The sequence below is a fragment of the Vibrio eleionomae genome, assembly GCF_009874545.1.
GTDB classification, from domain to species: Bacteria; Pseudomonadota; Gammaproteobacteria; order Enterobacterales; family Vibrionaceae; genus Vibrio; species Vibrio nitrifigilis.
Genome location: NZ_WEKT01000006.1, coordinates 62,494 through 82,597 on the forward strand (window position 1 = coordinate 62,494; position 20,104 = coordinate 82,597).

A 20,104-nucleotide genomic window follows, 5' to 3' on the forward strand; every position below is an offset into this window, starting at 1 on the left:
TTATTGTTCATTGTATTAAAAAATCTCAATCTTATTTCAAGCGGTTTCGTGCATGACTACTTAACAAACGGAAAAATACCATGCCCAAAAATAACGAAAACAAAACCATAAAAATGGCAAATAAAGAGCTGTATTGACTCGCATACCAAATCAGTTTCTCATACCAAGAAACCTGCCCAGTCGCGAACTGCTCAGAGGTTTGGAAGCTATGAACGCCGCTGTTATCTGTAATCACAGCTAAATCTCCACGAATACCAGCATTAATCTCACTGTTATTAAGATCACTATGCAGTTTAACCAGCTCTTTATCAGAGGTTGCTACAGCGGCGATCACCACTTTTCCATCTTGCCAAGGTGATTCAAAACTTAAGAATCCACGCCAATTGCGGTTTGAAGAAAGATAACGATCAGCCAGCTCTGTATTGGTATGGAAATCACCCTTGAGCCAATTTTCTACTTGGCGATACCAAGATTCAGATTTCACATGCAGTGTTTGCCCTGTGGAAGAAAATGGCGAACGTTTAAGCAAGTTATCAACAAAACGGGCATCATTTAGAGAACTGACAGCCAGTACATTTTTGCCTTTTAAGCTATTTGTTCCCGCAGGATATCCAAGGTGAGTTTGAACACGAACAATCATTTTTCCTGTTGAAGCACCTGCACGGGCACTCAGTCCTAACATAGTTTGCAATTGAGCCGCAGTAGGATTTGCAGGAAGTAGCAGTACTGTTTCGGAATAATCAGCCAAACGTGAGTACGGGAAAGAAGCCCCAATAAAGAATGAAAGATTAGGCAAAAATGAAAAATGACGCGCACCACGCAAGTCCAATGACGAATCGTCATCAATCAAGCTGGTAATGTTATCGCCATATTTCACATCACACGGAGTATCCGGTTTAGCATGCAAGTTAAAATAAAGAGACAGTTGGTTGTCACCATATAACATATAAGGTTGCACACCAATTTGGGCTTTCTCTTGGCGTGTATCTATACCTAAAGAGCGCCAAAGTCCTTCTAAATACCCCTGTTTATTAACCGTTAAATCTTCAAGGAACTGGTCGTTTAACACCACGTTCAAGAATGAGTTATCTTCATCAATCCAAGATTCAGAAGGGAAACGATAATGCAGATTTAAAGGAATTGTTTTTCCGTTCCACAAAAACAGATCTGGTGCCGCACGGAAATTGAAGTTTACGGCGTTATGCCATACACCTTTCACATGCATACTCTGCCCGTCTTGAATCAGATCTTTGAGTAAAACTGGCTTATCGGTTGGTATCCAACGAGGAGCATCATAAGGTTTGCTTTGCGGTAACGAGGTAGGTTTGACCTCCAATTGCGCGGTATGCAAGGCAAAATTACCTTGAGCTAAGCGATAGACTGCACTACGTAAATCACTTTCACTCTCTCCCACTACTAATAACAGTTTGTAATTAGCATCGACTGGGTTCGGAATGACTTTAAGTAATGGTTTTGCCGTTTTTGGCAGCGTCAATGAACCAATAGTTTGTCCAGGCTTACCAAAGACAATCCCATTACTATCAGGAAGTTGACCTTTTAACGCATGGAAATCCACACCACGATAACTCGCATGGATCCCCAACCACGATGCTAATATGGAAGCAGCAGAAACCTGAGTCGAATTCACATTGTTCGCAAAAACAAAAGCCACATCTCGACCAAGCATTTCATGGCTATCCCAAAATGGCTGAGGGAATGGATGTAAATCAGCTGCGATATTGAGTGGACGATAATCCAGCTTAATCATCGAGCTTGGTAGCATATGAATGGTCGAGGCTGTGTCGTCGTTGATACACGTTACCTGATCATCCGTACCAACAATCTTAAAGCTCAGCTTGTTGCTAGACGTCACTAATAGAGCTGGAACATTCAACTCATACGTCGTTTTTTTATTATTTACTGAATTAAGTGGAATCGCCCCAACCGACTGACCATTCACCATAACAGCCAGAGATGACAGGCTATCGGAGATAGTGTCATTGGTTTTTAGGTCAAGAACTAATTGGGCTTTCGATACTAATGTATCGATAGGTAAACGAAACTCCAAACCCGCGTCTTTTTGGCCACCAGTGAAAGTAATGCCATTCGTTAACCCCATGCGACTAAAGGTAATATCGCTACTGCTGGTTAACGAATCAAGGTTTTTAGCATAGACAACCTGGCACAGTATACATAGCAAACACAACAGCCCAGTAAGAGACTTCAACTGCCCCATCATAACGACTCCTTAGAGGCCACAGTCTGATTCAAATTGACTGGGGTTTGATATTTTTTGTCTGATTTTAATGAACGAATAACTTGCCACATACACGCAATAATCATCCCTAAAGAACGTAATGGTCGGTCTTTAGCTCTTGGTTTATCTATCCACGCATCTGCGCGAGACAGAACAATACGAACCAGTTCTCTACGTGAAGACAATGGCATATCACCAAACATTAAACGGGAAGAATCTTTTTTAGATTTCAACTGACTAACAGGAATAGCAACCACACCAGAACTTAAATGCAGTTCAATTGCCTCGATTTCATCTGTCAAATGTCTGTCGTCTGGCGTATTAACAAAACAGCCACCCATAGATAAATCTTTGGTATAGGTACGAGCAAGCATGCCACTTGAATAATGAAGCACCGTTGGAATACTGACATTTAAACGAATCGTTTTACGGACTTGGCGAGTTTCTCGTGCAACCATAATGGCTGCGATTAAGAAGAATAGGCCATAAGCGGTCCACGCAATATTCAAACCAACAACGCTTGTATCAGCAACAAGGGATGAATAACCTAACATACGGTATATTCCCCAACCGATACCCACCGTTAAAATACATGCGGTAATAAGGTGAGGTTTTACAATATTATGGTCAAAGTAAGTTTTATCTAACAACTCACCTTTATCTGTTACGTTGAATTTGCCACGCTTAGGAGCAAATATTGTCACAATAGTCGGGATAACCAAATGGAAGGCTAACGCTAAGTCGTAAATATCTCCCCAAAAGCTGTATCGTGAACTGCCATTTAAGCGTGAAGATACCACCGTTGACATAATGAAGTGCGGCAGTGCATAAGCAAAAATCAAACTGGCTGACGAGTGAATAATATTTAAGTTAAACAGCAAAAATGCGAGCGGTGCGGTTAAAAATATTAATCGTGGCAACGGGAAGAAGAAATACATCATTGCACTGAGATAACATAACCTTTGTGGCAGCGTCAGGCCTCGACCTAATAACGGATTGTCCATTCTAAAAATTTGCACCATGCCACGAGCCCAGCGGTTACGCTGAATAATGTGCAACGTCATACGCTCTGTGGACAAACCACCCGACAACTTCAATCCTAAATAGGCGGAATTCCAACCTAATCGCTGCATTTTTAGCGCAGTATGAGCATCTTCGGTAACAGTTTCTACGGCTACGCCACCGATTTCTTCTAGAGCTGTACGACGAATTACCGCACAAGAACCACAGAAGAAGGTCGCATTCCACATGTCATTCCCTTTTTGTAGCGGGCCATAAAATAGCTCACCTTCGTTAGGAATGTCGCGCCCACCATATAAATTACGCTCAAAAGGATCGGGAGAGTAATAATGGTGAGGTGTCTGAATTAAAGCTAATTTAGGATCTTTTAAGAAAGAACCTACCGTCGCCTGCAAGAATATGCGCGTTGCCACATGGTCACAGTCAAAAATACAAATCAATTCCCCTTTGGTTAATTTCATTGCATGATTAAGGTTGCCTGCTTTAGCATGCGAGTTATCAGAACGGGTGATATATCCCACTCCTACTTTTGCTGCAAAAACAGCAAATTCTCGACGTTTACCATCGTCAAGAATATAAATTTTTATTTTGTCTTTAGGATAATCAATACATTGTGCTGCTAATACAGTATCTTGTACTACATCGAGATTTTCGTTATAAGTAGGAATATAAACATCGACTGTTGGCCATAATGATTCATCATCAGGAAGGGGCTCAATTTTTCTTTCGAGAGGACTTGATGTTTGAAGGTAGCCAAGTAACAGCATAATCCAAGAATAGACTTCTGCTAAAAATAGAACCCACCCCAACACGGTTTCTATTTGAGAATTAAAATAGAGCGTTTGTGTTGCGCGAAAGTAGAGATATCGACTTGAAGTCAATATAGATATCATCACTAAGGCAATAGAGACATCTTTACGTTTACTTCTATTTGCAATAAATAAAAGTGCAAGACTTAAAATACCAAATATATATTGCTCATGACTCCCCATTGGAGTTGATATAATTATCCATAAAAATGGACAAGCAATAATAAATAGTAAGTAAAAAAACAATTTTTTCATTAGTTGCTTTTCTCAGATTATAATTTCATCAAACAATATTTTGATGAACGAATCCATCACCAATACTTACACTTAGACTATCCATGAGTTTTTGTGAGATAGCATTAATATCAAACGCAGACATTGAAGATGAATTAATATCAAACACAGAAGTCTGGTTGGCATTCGCTTCAATAACAGTCTGATCTTTATGAATAACACCAAAGTAATTATCTCTTAAATGATCTTTAACAAAGGATTCAACATCAATACTAATTTGACTTCTATAATCCATTTGATTAAGGATAACTTGAGGAGCAATAACGCTCTTATTTGATGACATTTCTTCTATAAATTTTTCAACATCAGGTAATAAGGCAAGAGATGCGGTTTCAGAAAGTAAAGGAATCAAACATATGTCGGTGAATGGTGCTAATAAATTTGCAACCTCTTCATTCGCGGTTTGTAGATCAACCACAATCATTAGATTCTTCTGCTGCAGTAACTTTTCTAGTCCATTGATTAAATTTGAATATTTAAAATCCACAGATTTTGAACCACTGCTCTCTACATAGTGACGAGGACCATGAGGTAACACATAAACATTATCTTGTTCAGAGATAATGTATTTACTTAAATCATCAAATTCAGAAATATTATTATAGAAACCTCGTTCATCAGAAACTGATAAACCAAAGTGTAATTTCAATGAGTTTTGTGGGTCAAAGTCAATGGCTACAGACTTAAGTCCCATGATAGAGAATGAATGACATAAATTGGCAACAAGTGTTGTCTTGCCAACTCCACCTTTTGGTGAATAAACTGCAATAAGTGGCATTTAATATTCCTTACTAAACCCATTTAAAAAGGAAATGATTGGATAGTTATTAGTTATTTTTTGATAGTGAATCGAAAATAGAAGCTTTTCTTTTTGATGTTAACTTTATATAAGCATCTTCTGCATTTATACCAGTTATAGATGTAATATCATTATTACACTCTGACAATTCATTATTAGAATTCTTCATATTTTTAATTTGTAGAAAAATGGGAGATGACGTATCTAGAAAAGAAAAAACATCTTGAGAATTAAACGTTTTAAAACTGACATTTTGTCCATCTATCTTTGAATTAAAACGTTGTAAATCATCGTACATAGTCATATCGAACTCTTAAATAATCCCATAATTAATAATACTCACCTCTCTTCATATAAGTCCATGTTGAGAAGGGAGCGAACTATAACAATGTATCTAATTGTAAAGAAGGGGAAATTGATGAAAATATCAACATTCTCAAACATGAGAATTTGCAGCATAATTGCTCTTTTATCTGACATTACTNCAGGCATTACTGAAGTAATATTTTTTAATTTCAGATTAATAGAAAATGATAGGATTGATTACTTTAATCATAAATAATCAATGCGTCGAAGCGACAATTAATATAATCACTATTGGCTAAAAAAACCCTGTAAATATAAAACCAATGACATAATATTAAACTATTTGCTTATTTGGATGGATATTTTAAGTCGCTCTAAAGCGCTACTTATAAATTGGGCTGACTGAAGAATGGATAGCCGATACACAGTGAAGATAAGGACATAACATGTGTTGGAACGGTAGAAGAGCAATCAAGTATCAGATCAGGTGTGACCTAAGCCACACCTCTATCACTCTTCAACCACATTTAAATTTAGAGCAAACTTAATTACTCAACAGTCACCGCTTTCGCTAAGTTACGAGGTTGGTCTACGTCGGTTCCTTTAATCAACGCAACGTGATACGCCAGTAACTGCATTGGTACGGTATAAAAGATTGGGGCTGTGATTTCACTAACATGTGGCAGCGTAATAACTTTCATCGTTTCATCACTCACAAAGCCAGCACCTTCATCGGCGAATACATAGAGTAAACCGCCACGAGCACGAACTTCTTCGATGTTCGATTTCAGTTTTTCTAAAAGATCATTACTTGGTGCAACCACAACCACTGGCATATCTGCATCTATCAAAGCAAGTGGACCATGTTTCAACTCGCCTGCAGCATACGCTTCTGCGTGAATGTAGGAAATTTCTTTTAGTTTCAGTGCTGCCTCTAAAGCAATAGGGTAATACTCGCCACGACCTAGGAATAGAGTATGGTGCTTATCCGCAAAATCTTCTGCCAACACTTCAATTTCTTTTTCTGAGTTTAAAGCTGCTTCGATTTGTTTTGGTAATTTATGAATCTCACCTACAATTTCAGCCTCTAACGCTTTATCCACTGTACCTTTCTGCTTACCTAAAGCAACCACTAGCATTAGTAAAGCAGCGAGCTGTGTGGTAAACGCTTTAGTCGAAGCCACACCGATCTCCGTTCCAGCGCGTGTCATGAAGGCAAAATCTGACTCACGAACTAATGAAGAACCTGCAACATTACAAATAGTCATTGCTGACATATACCCTTTCTCTTTTGCTAAGCGCAGAGCAGCTAGAGTATCAGCTGTTTCACCAGATTGAGACAATGTAATCAATAAACTATTTGGGCGAGTGACAAATTTGCGGTAACGAAACTCTGATGCAATTTCGACATCACAGCTTACTCCTGCAATTGATTCAAACCAGTAACGAGATGCCATTGCTGAGTTATATGAAGTACCACAAGCAATCAATTGAACATGTTCTACTTTGTTCAAAATCTCAGTCGCATGTAACCCAATGCTATCAGTAATTACAGAGTCTTTGGTTACACGACCTTCAATGGTTTTCACTAATGCTGTTGGCTGTTCAAAGATCTCTTTTTGCATGAAATGACGGTATTTACCTTTTTCACCCGCATCATGTTCTGCGTTTGATTCAGTCACTTCACGTTCTACTTTCGCCCCATTCAAATCAAAAATATTGACGTCACGACGAGTGATTTCAGCAACATCCCCTTCTTCAAGATAAATGAAGCGGCGAGTCACATTTAAAAGAGCAAGTTGATCAGAGGCGAGGAAGTTTTCACCCACCCCTAAACCAATCACAATAGGGCTACCAGAGCGAGCAACAATTAAACGTTCAGGATCTTTACGATCAACAACTACAGTGCCATAGGCGCCCTCTAGCTGTTTTGCCGTTTTTTGCACCGCTTCAAGTAACGTCTCAGATGTACGACGTTCCCATTCAACAAGGTGAGCAATCACTTCCGTGTCTGTTTGAGATTCAAATACGTAACCACGTGCACGTAATTCTTCACGTAAAACTTCATAGTTTTCAATGATACCATTATGAACAACGGCGATATCACCAGAAATGTGTGGGTGAGCATTCGCTTCTGAAGGTTCACCATGAGTCGCCCAACGAGTATGAGCAATTCCGGTTCCTCCATGTACGTGTTTGGTTTCAATCGCATCCGCTAACTCTTGAACTTTTCCTAAGCGACGAACACGCTCAAGATTACAGTCGGCATCAACAATGGCCACACCAGCTGAGTCGTAACCTCGATATTCAAGACGACGTAAACCTTCAACTAAGATTTCAGCAATATCACGTTGCGCAACTGCACCAACAATTCCACACATATCAAGCTCCTAGATTTTGTCTTTGAGCGACAGCTTTTACTTTCAAACTGCCTAACGAAAAATTATTTTTAAGCGAAAGAAGCACGAATCACTCGCACCCCATGAGATTCAATCTGGTGTACATCATCATCAGAAAGCTCGGGATCAGACACCAGTACATCCACACAATCCCAAGACAACTCCAAGTTTGGAATTTTGCGACCAAACTTTTCTGATTCGACCATGACAATCACTTCACGCGACACTTCGGCCATGACTTTACTAAGCCCAATAAGCTCATTGAAGGTTGTTGTGCCACGGTCAATATCAATACCATCGCAACCTATAAATAGTTGGTCAAAATCGTAAGAACGCAACACCGATTCAGCAACATTGCCCTGGAAAGATTCAGAACGAGTGTCCCAAGTTCCTCCTGTCATAAGTAATGTTGGCTCATTTTCTAATTCACTGAGAGCATTCGCGACTTGCAGAGAATTCGTCATAACAACTAATCCTCTTTTCTCATTAAGTTGCTCAATTAAAGCGCCGGTCGTGCGGCCGCTATCGATCACAATTCTGTTATGATCTCGAATGAGCTTAGCGGCTTCTTTTGCAATAGATAACTTATGAATCGAAACTTTAGGACTTAACTCTTCACTGACCACTTCCTTAGGTAAGGCGATAGCACCACCATAACGACGTAATAAAAGCCCACTCTCTTCAAGAACAGCAAGATCCTTTCTAATTGTGACCTCTGATGTTTCAAATCGAGTTGCTAGCGACTCTACGCTGACTTCACCTTGTTCATTAACTAAAGTGGTTATTGTGTGTCTTCTCAGTTGAGTGTTTCGTTTCGACATTTTATTTTTACTTACAATTTACGAATCGAAAGTTATTATAGTTAAAACGAAACATTATTGTCCATTTATTTTGATCCTAAAAATTAATATTTCGCGCTAAAACCTTGTCCTAAGACAATTCTTGGGCAGTGATATTGTTAAAATAAAATGATAGAATTCCAGCCCTAAAGAAAAAAAATTACAGAACTACGCGTAGTATCTTTGTAACTTTCCCGGTGTAACCTAGGGAAATGCCGATAATTCTGAAATTTTACCTAACAGATGTAGTTGCAAATTGATCAAATCTGTTGAAAGACTTTCAGCCATAAGTGATAAACATCTCGAAAAGAACACTTGATAGGCAGTGAGAGCTATACACCTGCCACCACGAGCACTTATGGCAGTGAAATAATTTTCAAATTGATATTATTTACCGGAGAGAATTTTCCATGAAAAAGACCAAAATCGTTTGTACGATTGGCCCAAAAACTGAGTCATATGAGAAGCTTACTGAACTAGTGAACGCAGGCATGAACATAATGCGTTTAAACTTCTCTCACGGTGACTTTGTTGAGCATGGTACTCGTATCACTAACTTCCGCCGCGTAATGGAAGAAACTGGTAAACCTCTAGCGATCCTTTTGGATACTAAAGGTCCTGAAATCCGTACCATTAAACTAGAAAACGGTGAAGACGTTGATCTCGTTGCTGGTCAAGAGTTCACATTCACAACAGACGCAACTGTTATCGGTAATAAAGACCGCGTAGCAGTGACTTACCCTGGTTTTGCTCAAGATTTAACTGAAGGCAACACTATCCTTGTTGATGATGGTTTGATTGAAATGAAAGTTCTATCAACCACTGATACCGAAGTGAAATGTCAGGTGCAAAACAATGGCTCACTAGGTGAAAACAAAGGTGTAAACCTTCCTGGTGTATCTGTTAATCTTCCAGCCTTGGCTGAGAAAGATAAGAACGACCTTAAATTTGGTTGCGAGCAAGGCGTTGATTTCGTTGCTGCTTCATTTATCCGTAAAGCTTCAGACGTTCGCGAAATTCGTGAAGTTCTAAAAGCAAATGGCGGCGAAAACATTCGCATTCTGTCTAAAATTGAAAACCAAGAAGGCGTTGATAACTTCGACGAAATCCTAGAAGCATCTGATGGTATCATGGTTGCTCGTGGTGACCTTGGTGTTGAAATCCCTGCAGAAGAAGTCATCTTCGCGCAAAAAATGATGATTGAAAAATGTAACCGTGCTCGTAAAGAAGTCATTACTGCGACACAAATGCTTGATTCAATGATCAAAAACCCTCGCCCAACTCGTGCAGAAGCAGGCGACGTTGCCAACGCAATCATGGATGGTACTGATGCTGTAATGCTTTCAGGTGAAACAGCGAAAGGTAAATACCCTATCGAAGCTGTTACCATCATGAACCAAATCGCAACTCGCACTGATTCAGCGCTAAAAGCAGAATTAGGTTCTCGTCTAGACAGCCCACGTTTACGCATCACTGAAGCAGTATGTAAAGGTGCGGTTGATACAGCTGAGAAACTAGCATCACCAATTATCGTCGTTGCTACTGAAGCGGGTAAATCAGCACGTTCAGTTCGTAAGTACTTCCCTACTGCAAACATTCTGGCTGTAACGACAAACAAGAAAACTGCGGCACAATTAGTATTAACTAAAGGTGTAACTCCAGTTGTTGTAGACCAAATTGCGAGTACTGATGATTTCTACCACCAAGGTAAAGAGCTTGCTCTTGCATCTGGTTTAGGTAAGAAAGGCGATATTGCTATCATGGTTTCTGGTGCACTTGTTGCTTCAGGCACAACCAACACTGCATCTGTTCACGTTCTTTAATAGAACGCGATAACGCAGATAATAAAAAACCGAAGCAACGTATGCTTCGGTTTTTTTATGTTCCAAACCATAAGGTTTAAACGCCCGTAGTCATCATAAACTCAATGAATAACAACGACTCAAACTGAGTAAGATGAAAGTTCGTTTACCAACCAAAAAATTCGCGGTGATGGGTATTTAACAGCAAGACCATAGGAAGAAAATAGATAGCACTCAATTTAATTCCTAAGATTAATAGACTACTAATCGTGAGCCTAACAACAAAATGATTCAACATGCTCTGCCTCATACAACCCAGAGTGTCTGATGTCCTTATGATTCTCGCTGATATATGCAATATAAACGAGCATCTAGCGTAATTTTATTACTAAAATCCCTATATACACGGGTCAAAGTGTTTAAAAAAAACACAGTTTAGCTTAATCCTTACACAACTCAAGAAGATTTTATCAATTAAATTACCAAAAATTGACACAAACTTTATATGCAATACATGACCAACTCTCATCACTCAATTGATAAGCTCCTTGGTATAGGCTGTTCTAAACCTTAATCTAAATTAGATTAATTTCCTACATAAATTATTGATATAAAAATCAATAGTTTAAATTAGAGACAACCATTCACTGTTCCAATGCCTCTTTGGCTCCTTGTACGATAGCGGCAGAAATCTCTTTCAAAATACCATTTTCTAGCTGCCAATGGTGCCAATAAATTTGGTTGACGATGGACATTCCGGGCGTTATATCAACCAATGTTCCTAGCTCTAGCTCCTGAATAATTTGTAGTTTTGGGATCAAACAATAAGCAATCCCCATTTTTGCCATTTCCACAAAGGCTTCAGAACTGCCGACTTTATGATTGATAAATAATTCTTGGGTTATGCCAAAGTGTTTAAGCAGAAACTGCTTATGTTGCTCATCTTGCTGGTCGAAAGAAACCATTGGCGCTTTGAGTAATGAATCATGAGAAACGCCACCAGCAAAATGACGAACAATGAACTCTGGACTTGCTACACACAAATATTCCATTTTACCTAAATATTCAGCGCAGCATCCCACTAGTGCCTGAGATTCTAAACTAATCGCACCAACCGCTTCACCACTCTTCATTTTTTGAATCGAGCGGTTCTCATCTAAAATAGCAAAATGCAATGCTAAAGAATTGTCGCTCATCATCGGCTTCAAAGCAGGAAGTACCCACGTTGCCAAGCTATCTGCATTGGTTGCAATCGTTAAATTGATCGGGCGTAATGTACTGTGATTCGTTAATTCAGGAATAACCTCTTGCTCAAGCAAACTAACGCGACGATACAATCCTAATAATTTTGTTCCTATTGGCGTAGCCTGGGGTGGTGCACTACGAATCAATACAGGCTGAGCTAGAAACTTTTCTAGCTGTTTAATCCGCTGTGAGACAGCAGATTGAGATAGGCAAAGGTCATCAGCAGCTCTTTCAAAACTCCCATGACTCAGCACAGAGTCTAAAGCTTCAATCCATTTGTAATCTAATCCGCGCATTATTACACCAACCACGTAAGAAATAAGTAAGTCTAATAATATATTAAAATGATTAATTATACTTATTTCAATTTCACCGCTATCTTGCGCTCCTCATCTTTGAACAGCGCAATATATAGAGGTTATTGTGAACTACTGGGTAACACTACAAGGGTTTATTTTAGGGGCAACAATGATCATTCCCGTCGGTGCCCAAAATGCTTATGTGCTCAATCAAGGCATCAAACGAAACCATCATTTAACAACCGCGACTGTATGCAGTTTTCTTGACCTTATTTTTATGTCGATTGGTATTTTTGGTGCTGGTACTCTGCTTAGTCAGCATGAAAATGTCCTGATGGCCATTACTGTCGCAGGGATAGTATTCTTATCAGTCTACGGCTATCTATCACTTAAAAGTGCGCTTGCATATCGTAGTAATGAGCCGCAAACACAAGAATCAGCCCTGCCTAAAAGTCGCTCAATGGTGATTATCGGGGCGCTCGCTGTCACAATACTTAACCCGCATCTCTATCTGGATTCTGTGGTTATCTTAGGGTCTTTGGGGGGGCAATTTCATGGTAATGATCGTATCGCATTTGCCATCGGTACCATCACAGCATCATTCGTATGGTTTTTTACCATTTCCATTGGTGCCGCTAAACTCAGCGCTGTTTTATCACGGCCTCGCTCTCAACAAATCATTGATATGATTGTAGCAACTACGATGTTCATTATTGCTTATTCATTAGCGAAGAATCTGTATTTTGAACATTTTATAAAATAATCCATAAAAAATGGAGGCGTTAAATGCCTCCATTTTTACTATTACTCTTCTCGGAATCAGTCCAATTTTTCTAAATGAACATCCATTTGTGGGAATGGGATTTCAATACCATTTTCATCCAGAGCTTCTTTGATGTTCATCATTAAGTCCCAGTACACTGGCCAGTAATCTTCAGTTTTGACCCATGGACGAACCGCAAAGTTAACGGATGAATCGGCCAAAGCAAGTACACCGATAGTAACAGCAGGATCTTTCAAAATCCGCTCATCTTTCTCAATAGTTTCTAGTAATACTTGCTTGGTTTTGCGTAAATCCGCTTTGTAAGATACGCCGATGACCAAGTCAATACGACGAGTTTGGTGACGTGAATAGTTAGTAATCGGTCCTCCAATAATGGAAGAGTTTGGCACCACCACCATTTTATTGTCAGGCGATTTTAAAACAGTTTGGAAAATCTGAATTGAATCCACTGAACCTGCTACACCGCCAACCTCTACGTAATCACCCGACTTAAATGGACGGAATGCCACAATCAACACACCGGCCGCAAAGTTAGACAAAGAACCTTGCAAAGCTAATGCGACTGCCAAGCCTGCTGCACCAATTACAGCGACAACGGAGGCGGTTTGAACACCTACTTTACCTAGGGCGGCGATAAGCACCACAATAAACAACAAGTAACGAATAATTGCGCTGATAAAATCGACCACCGCTTTATCCATCTTCCGCTTTGTTAGTACTTTCGCCACACTACCGGAAACCAGTTTTACGGCTACATTACCTAGTACCAAAATCAACACTGCGGAAATAATATTGATGCCATATTGAATCAACATATCCGAGTTGTTCTGAACCCATGAGCTGACATGGTCTAAGTTGTCCACTATGGAAGTATCCACTCCCGATTCGTTCGCCATCTTAATTTCCTCTAGATGTCATTACTATGTTTGATTGTGATCACCGCTTCACATAAAGGATGGAATGTCACGACATTGACCAAATCATTACAAAACAAAAGGTTATATATTTATAAAAAGTTTAACATCAGATTAAGCAAATTTATGCCTATTCTCTAGGGATTGACCAAAATTTAACGTTTTTTAGATATAAAAAACCCGCTCGTAAGAGCGGGTTTAAACCAGAACAGGTTGTTATCGACGGCCTCTTATAAAACGTCAACAGCGTTAAGGTTAGAGAACGCTTCTTCAAGACGTTTAACCATACCTGTTTGACCAGCACGTAGCCATACACGTGGATCGTAGTATTTTTTGTTTGGTGCGTCTTCACCAGTAGGGTTGCCGATTTGACCTTGTAGGTAATCGTGGTTTTCCGCTTCGTATTCGCGGATACCATTCCAGCAAGCCCATTGTGTATCAGTATCGATGTTCATTTTGATAACACCGTAGCTGATTGATTCTTTGATTTCTTCTGCAGAAGAACCTGAACCACCGTGGAATACGAAGTTCAAAGAGTTTTCTGGAAGATTGAATTTCTCAGAAACGTATTTTTGAGAATCACGAAGAATAGTTGGAGTCAGAACAACGTTGCCTGGTTTGTAAACACCGTGTACGTTACCAAATGAAGCAGCGATAGTGAAACGAGGGCTGATTGCGTTTAGTTTTTCGTATGCGTATGCAACATCTTCAGGTGAAGTGTAAAGCTCTGAAGTGTCCATATCTGAGTTATCAACACCGTCTTCTTCACCACCAGTACAACCTAGTTCAATTTCTAGAGTCATGTTCATTTTAGACATGCGTTCTAGGTATTTAGAAGAGATTGCAATGTTGTCTTCTAGAGACTCTTCAGACAAATCGATCATGTGAGAAGAGAATAGAGGTTTACCAGTTTCAGCGAAATGTTTTTCGCCTGCGTCTAGTAGACCGTCGATCCAAGGAAGTAGTTTTTTCGCTGCGTGGTCAGTGTGAAGGATAACAGGAACACCGTAAGTTTCAGCAACGGTGTGTACATGTTTTGCACCAGCAATTGCACCAAGCACTTGAGCTTGTTGACCTTCTAGTTTTAGACCTTTACCTGCAAAGAATCCCGCGCCACCGTTAGAAAACTGAACGATAACAGGAGATTTAACTTTAGCAGCAGCTTCTAACACAGCATTTACTGAGTCAGAACCTACACAGTTAACTGCTGGAAGAGCAAAGTTGTTTTCTTTTGCTACTGCAAATACTTTCTGTACGTCATCACCAGAAATAACACCTGGTTTTACGAAATCGAAGACCTTAGACATGGATTTGATCCTATATTTTCTCGTTTTAAAAACAAAACGGTTAGTTAAATCTTGTTTACGGCTACCACAACAATCCTAGCGCAAATTTACCAAAATAGTGACTAAGAGAAGTAGCCAAATAGAAGCGAGAACTATACTTCCCGCTCCTTTTATTTATCTATTATTTAGCGCGAGACTCTAGCATTTCAACCGCTGGTAATTTTTTGCCTTCAACAAATTCAAGGAAAGCACCGCCGCCAGTTGAGATGTAAGAAACGTCAGCTTTGATGCCGAATTTATCGATAGCTGCTAGTGTGTCACCACCACCAGCAACAGAGAAACCTTCAGATTGAGCAATCGCTTCAGAGATACCTTTAGTACCAGCTTCGAAGTTTTTAAATTCGAATACGCCAACAGGACCATTCCAAAGAATAGTTTTCGCGTTTTTAAGGATTTCAGCTAGTTGTGCAGTTGAATCTGGACCAAGGTCGAAGATCATGTCGTCATCTTGAACGTCTTCAACTTTCTTGATTTCAGCTTCTGCGTTTTCGTCGAATGCTTTAGCACATGCAACGTCAGTTGCTACTGGAATTGCACACTCTTCCATCAGTTTTTTCGCTGTATCAACTAGGTCAGCTTCGTAAAGTGATTTACCTACGTTGTGGCCTGCAGCTGCGATGAATGTGTTTGCGATACCGCCACCGACAACAAGTTGGTCAGCAACTTTTGATAGTGATTCAAGAACAGTCAGCTTAGTAGAAACTTTTGAACCACCGACGATAGCAACCATTGGACGAGCTGGTTTGTCCATTGCTTTAGCTAGAGCTTCAAGTTCGTTAGCAAGTAGAGGGCCAGCACAAGCGATAGGAGCGAAAACGCCAACACCGTAAGTAGAAGCTTGAGCGCGGTGAGCTGTACCGAACGCATCCATTACGAATACGTCACATAGTGCTGCGTATTTTTTAGATAGTTCGTCTTCGTTTTTCTTTTCGCCTTTATTAAAGCGAACGTTTTCAAGAACAACCAATTCACCAGCGTTTAGTTCAAGACCGTCTAGGTAATCTTTAGCTAGTTTAACGTCGCAATCTAGTGCGTCGTTTAGGTAGTTTACAACTGGTTGTAGAGAGAATTCTTCAGCGTATTCGCCTTCAGTAGGACGACCTAGGTGAGAAGTCACCATTACTTTAGCGCCAGCAGCTAAGCAGTGTTTGATTGTAGGGATTGATGCCAAGATACGTGCATCTGAAGTCACTTTGCCATCTTTCACTGGTACGTTAAGGTCGGCACGGATAAATACGCGTTTACCTGCTAGGTCCAGGTCAGTCATCTTGATTACAGACATGATTTGTCCTCTCAAATTTTCAAAGAAATAAAGTTTGTTCACCCCGCCCCTAGGCCGGGCTCTGATATTCTTTCGTGTTCTACTGTTTTTTGATGTTCTATTTTTCGAACCGGGATAGAGGATATTTATTTCAGTGCAGAAAATAAATATTTTTTCCTCGAAATGTGGGCTATGACTCAGTTGCCTGCATTGCTAATGCCGTATCGAGCATTCTATTAGCAAATCCCCATTCGTTATCACACCAAACGAGCATCTTGACCAACTGCCCGTTACTCACTCTCGTTTGCGACCCATCCACAATAGCACTATGTGGGTCATGATTAAAATCGATCGAAACAAGTGGTGCTTCAGTATAATCAACTATATTTTGTAATGTACACTGAGACGCTGTCACAATGGTTTGATTTACGTCATTAACTTTCACTTTTGTGTTAACTGTGACACTTAAATCCATTGCCGTAACATTAACCGTTGGCACTCTCACAGAAATTGCTTCGAATTTGTTGGAAAATTTCGGGAATATCCGCTGAATACCTTTATGTAACTTCGTATCTACAGGAATTATAGATTGTCCTGCAGCACGTGTTCGACGTAGATCTGTATGGTACGCGTCTATGACCTGCTGGTCATTCATTGAAGAGTGAATTGTGGTGATTGTCCCAGAATCAATACCAAATGTTTCATCAAGCACTTTGATAATCGGAACGATGCAGTTTGTGGTGCAAGAACCATTAGAAACAATACGGTGTTCGTTGGTTAACGTCTCATGATTAACGCCATAAATAATCGTATTGTCGAGATCACTCGCACCAGGGTGAGAAAACAGTACCTTATTCGCCCCAGCGTCAATATGTTTGATTCCATCAGCATGACAACCATACACCCCGGTACAATCGAGTACGATATCCACACCAAGATCATGCCAAGGTAACATTGGAATGTCTTCCAAATGTAAAATTCGAATGGTATCGAAATGCTCTTGATCGTGATGAACATAGATATGTTCTTGATCATTTGTAATTTTCTTACCAAAACGACCATGACTGGTATCGTATTGGAGTAAATGAGCCATTGCATCTGGTTTGGCAAGTTCATTCACTGCCACAACCTTAATCTGCTGACTTTTGCCGCTTTCATAGACAGCACGCAATACATTACGTCCTATCCGACCAAATCCATTAATTGCTACCCTTAGCATCTATCCTGCGCCAATATCTGTTGTTGGTTTGCACAGATACTACTCCATTCATTGACAGTTATCACTTGGAAAGTGAAATTCATTAACCAAACCAATAATGCTTTAAAAATTAATTACATTTAAGTACGCAAATAAGCAAATTGATGCCTATACAGATAGAGCAGATAATTGAGACATGACTTGAATTTCAAGGATAAAAAAAGGGCCAAGCGGCCCTTTAAAATTTGAGTTGAAGCTAGCTTAAGCAATAATTTCGTTTGCTTTAGCCACAACGTTTTCTACGGTGAAACCGAACTGTTCGAACAGTTGCTCTGCCGGCGCAGATTCACCAAAGGTCGTCATACCCACGATACGTCCATTCAAACCAACGTATTTGTACCAGAAATCAGCAATACCCGCTTCAACAGCAACACGTGCTGTTACGTCAGCAGGTAGAACAGCTTCACGGTAAGCCGCATCTTGTTTATCAAACGTATCTGTTGATGGCATAGAAACAACGCGAACAGCTTTACCTTGTTTTTCAAGTTCTGCCGCAGCGTTGACTGCAAGTTCAACTTCAGAACCTGTTGCAATTAGAATCAACTCTGGCTTACCTGAGCAGTCTTTCAAGATGTAACCACCTTTAGCAATATCAGCCACTTGCTCAGCAGTACGCTCTTGTTGTGCTAGACCTTGGCGAGAGAAAATAAGTGCTGTTGGTGCATCTTTACGTTCGATTGCCAATTTCCAAGCTACAGCAGATTCCACTTGGTCACATGGGCGCCACGTACTCATGTTTGGAGTAAGTCGTAATGAAGCAACTTGCTCGACTGGTTGGTGAGTCGGACCATCTTCACCCAAACCAATTGAATCATGGGTGTAAACTTGGATATTTTGAACTTTCATCAATGCAGCCATGCGCATTGCGTTACGAGCATATTCCATGAACATTAGGAACGTTGCGCCGTAAGGAACAAAGCCACCATGAAGTGCAATACCATTGATGATAGCAGTCATACCAAATTCACGTACACCGTAGTGGATGTAGTTGCCTGATGCATCTTCAGCAGTTAATGACTTCGAACCAGACCACATGGTTAAGTTTGATGGCGCAAGGTCAGCAGAACCACCCATAAATTCAGGCAGTAATTTACCAAATGCTTCTAATGCATTTTGTGATGCTTTGCGCGATGCAATTTTTGCAGGATTTGCTTGAAGCTCAGCGATAACTTGGCTGGTTGCTTCTTCCCAATTAGCGGGTAAGTCACCCGCAACACGACGCTTGAATTCAGCCGCTAATTCAGGGTATGCCGCTTCATAAGCCGCGAATTTTTGATTCCAAGCCGCTTCAGATGCAGCACCTGTTTCTTTAGCATCCCACTGATTGTAGATATCAGTTGGAACTTCAAAAGGACCGTAGTTCCAACCAAGGAAATCACGCGCTTCTTTAATCTCATCAGCGCCAAGAGGAGCACCGTGACAATCGTGAGAACCCGCTTTGTTTGGCGAACCAAAACCAATAATGGTTTTACAGCAGATTAATGTTGGACGAGATGTTTCTTCTTTTGCTGCTTCAATCGCTGCATTGATCGCTTCAGGATCATGGCCATCAACCGCGGGAATAACATGCCAGCCATAAGCTTCAAAACGTTTTGGTGTGTCGTCAGAGAACCAGCCTTCTACATCACCATCAATAGAAATACCGTTGTCATCCCAGAAAGCAACCAGTTTACCAAGACCTAGTGTTCCCGCTAGTGAACACGCTTCATGAGAGATACCTTCCATCATACAACCGTCGCCCATAAAGGCATAAGTGTAGTGGTCAACGATATCGTGGTTTTCTTTGTTGAACTGAGCAGCTAACGCTTTTTCAGCTAATGCCATACCAACAGCGTTGGTGATCCCCTGACCTAGCGGTCCAGTCGTTGTCTCAATACCTGGCGCATAACCGTATTCAGGGTGGCCTGGTGTTTTAGAGTGAAGCTGACGGAAATTTTTCAGGTCTTCAATAGAGAGATCGTAACCAGTAAGGTGCAATAGTGAATAAATCAGCATTGAACCATGGCCGTTTGAAAGAACAAAACGGTCGCGATCGGCCCAGTTAGGGTTTTTAGGGTTGTGATTTAAGTGACTACGCCATAGAACTTCGGCGATGTCTGCCATCCCCATAGGTGCACCAGGGTGGCCAGAGTTAGCTTGTTGAACTCCGTCCATGCTTAATGCACGAATTGCGTTCGCGAGTTGTTTGCGAGAAGACATGTCAGCTCCTAAAAAAGCAGAAATAAATTATCCATAATAATGTGTTCTGCATTGTCGCAAAGCCCCTGTAACACTGCAAACCTTTTGCAATCCTTTTAGGCTTTATTTGCCCGTTGCTATCTCAGTTTTTCAGCACCAGTCACCTTGCCTATATGACAATCTGCAAACGTTTACTTATTTCTCATAACAAAAAGAACTTGTAATTTGATTATGGGATCCTAGAATAGACGTCTAGATGTAGAAACGCCTACATATTAATCGATAGTGCGGAGT

The 20,104-nt window shown here is 40.4% G+C and carries 14 protein-coding genes; 2 read left to right on the forward strand and 12 right to left on the reverse strand.

The features are described 5' to 3' along the window. Positions 1 to 31 precede the first annotated feature (31 nt). From bcsB to F9817_RS05565, 6 genes are all read right to left on the reverse strand, one after another. On the reverse strand, positions 32 to 2,239 hold the full coding sequence (bcsB, locus tag F9817_RS05540) for a cellulose biosynthesis cyclic di-GMP-binding regulatory protein BcsB (RefSeq protein ID WP_161153962.1): 2,208 nt from the start codon (positions 2,237 to 2,239) through the stop codon (positions 32 to 34). Further along, the gene (bcsA, locus tag F9817_RS05545) at positions 2,236 to 4,341 is read right to left on the reverse strand and encodes a UDP-forming cellulose synthase catalytic subunit (protein ID WP_161153963.1); all 2,106 of its coding nucleotides are present in this window, start codon (positions 4,339 to 4,341) and stop codon (positions 2,236 to 2,238) included. The genes bcsB and bcsA overlap by 4 nt, the downstream gene beginning before the upstream one ends. Before the next feature lie 28 nt (positions 4,342 to 4,369). Beyond that, the gene (locus F9817_RS05550) at positions 4,370 to 5,158 is read right to left on the reverse strand and encodes a ParA family protein (protein ID WP_161153964.1); all 789 of its coding nucleotides are present in this window, start codon (positions 5,156 to 5,158) and stop codon (positions 4,370 to 4,372) included. Between the two features lie 49 nt (positions 5,159 to 5,207). Beyond that, the gene (locus tag F9817_RS05555; RefSeq protein WP_161153965.1) at positions 5,208 to 5,483 is read right to left on the reverse strand and encodes a hypothetical protein; all 276 of its coding nucleotides are present in this window, start codon (positions 5,481 to 5,483) and stop codon (positions 5,208 to 5,210) included. A gap of 550 nt (positions 5,484 to 6,033) precedes the next feature. After that, positions 6,034 to 7,866, reverse strand: coding sequence for a glutamine--fructose-6-phosphate transaminase (isomerizing) (gene glmS / locus F9817_RS05560; protein ID WP_161153966.1), 1,833 nt, complete (start codon positions 7,864 to 7,866; stop codon positions 6,034 to 6,036). Positions 7,867 to 7,934: 68 nt separating this feature from the next. Then, positions 7,935 to 8,705 carry a DeoR/GlpR family DNA-binding transcription regulator gene (locus F9817_RS05565; RefSeq protein WP_161153967.1) on the reverse strand — a complete coding sequence of 257 codons (771 nt, stop codon included), beginning with the start codon at positions 8,703 to 8,705 and terminating at the stop codon, positions 7,935 to 7,937. A 428-nt stretch (positions 8,706 to 9,133) separates the two neighbouring features. On the opposite strand from F9817_RS05565, the gene pykF reads away from it, so the two are divergent. Beyond that, positions 9,134 to 10,546 (forward strand): pyruvate kinase PykF, encoded by a 1,413-nt coding sequence (gene pykF, locus F9817_RS05570; RefSeq protein ID WP_161153968.1) that lies wholly within the window; start codon positions 9,134 to 9,136, stop codon positions 10,544 to 10,546. A 623-nt stretch (positions 10,547 to 11,169) separates the two neighbouring features. Here the strand turns inward: pykF and F9817_RS05575 are convergent. Then, positions 11,170 to 12,066, reverse strand: a complete 897-nt coding sequence (locus F9817_RS05575; RefSeq protein ID WP_161153969.1) for a LysR family transcriptional regulator ArgP — start codon at positions 12,064 to 12,066, stop codon at positions 11,170 to 11,172. A gap of 127 nt (positions 12,067 to 12,193) precedes the next feature. Between F9817_RS05575 and F9817_RS05580 the strand changes: the two genes are divergently transcribed. Further along, entirely contained in the window at positions 12,194 to 12,832 is a 639-nt protein-coding gene (locus tag F9817_RS05580) for a LysE family transporter (protein WP_161153970.1), read from the forward strand. A 56-nt stretch (positions 12,833 to 12,888) separates the two neighbouring features. Here the strand turns inward: F9817_RS05580 and mscS are convergent, their stop codons facing one another. The 5 genes from mscS to tkt all read right to left on the reverse strand — a co-directional run bounded on the left by mscS (position 12,889) and on the right by tkt (position 19,831). Then, positions 12,889 to 13,749 carry a small-conductance mechanosensitive channel MscS gene (gene mscS / locus F9817_RS05585; RefSeq protein WP_161153971.1) on the reverse strand — a complete coding sequence of 287 codons (861 nt, stop codon included), beginning with the start codon at positions 13,747 to 13,749 and terminating at the stop codon, positions 12,889 to 12,891. Positions 13,750 to 13,997: 248 nt separating this feature from the next. Beyond that, on the reverse strand, positions 13,998 to 15,074 hold the full coding sequence (gene fbaA / locus F9817_RS05590) for a class II fructose-bisphosphate aldolase (RefSeq protein ID WP_161153972.1): 1,077 nt from the start codon (positions 15,072 to 15,074) through the stop codon (positions 13,998 to 14,000). A gap of 160 nt (positions 15,075 to 15,234) precedes the next feature. Continuing rightward, positions 15,235 to 16,395: a phosphoglycerate kinase gene (locus tag F9817_RS05595; protein ID WP_161153973.1), complete on the reverse strand. Its 1,161-nt coding sequence runs from the start codon at positions 16,393 to 16,395 to the stop codon at positions 15,235 to 15,237. A 169-nt stretch (positions 16,396 to 16,564) separates the two neighbouring features. Continuing rightward, positions 16,565 to 17,593 carry an erythrose-4-phosphate dehydrogenase gene (epd, locus tag F9817_RS05600; protein WP_161153974.1) on the reverse strand — a complete coding sequence of 343 codons (1,029 nt, stop codon included), beginning with the start codon at positions 17,591 to 17,593 and terminating at the stop codon, positions 16,565 to 16,567. Positions 17,594 to 17,833: 240 nt separating this feature from the next. After that, a complete protein-coding gene (gene tkt / locus F9817_RS05605) occupies positions 17,834 to 19,831 on the reverse strand; it encodes a transketolase (protein WP_161153975.1) in 1,998 nt (665 codons plus the stop codon). Between the last annotated feature and the right edge of the window lie 273 nt (positions 19,832 to 20,104).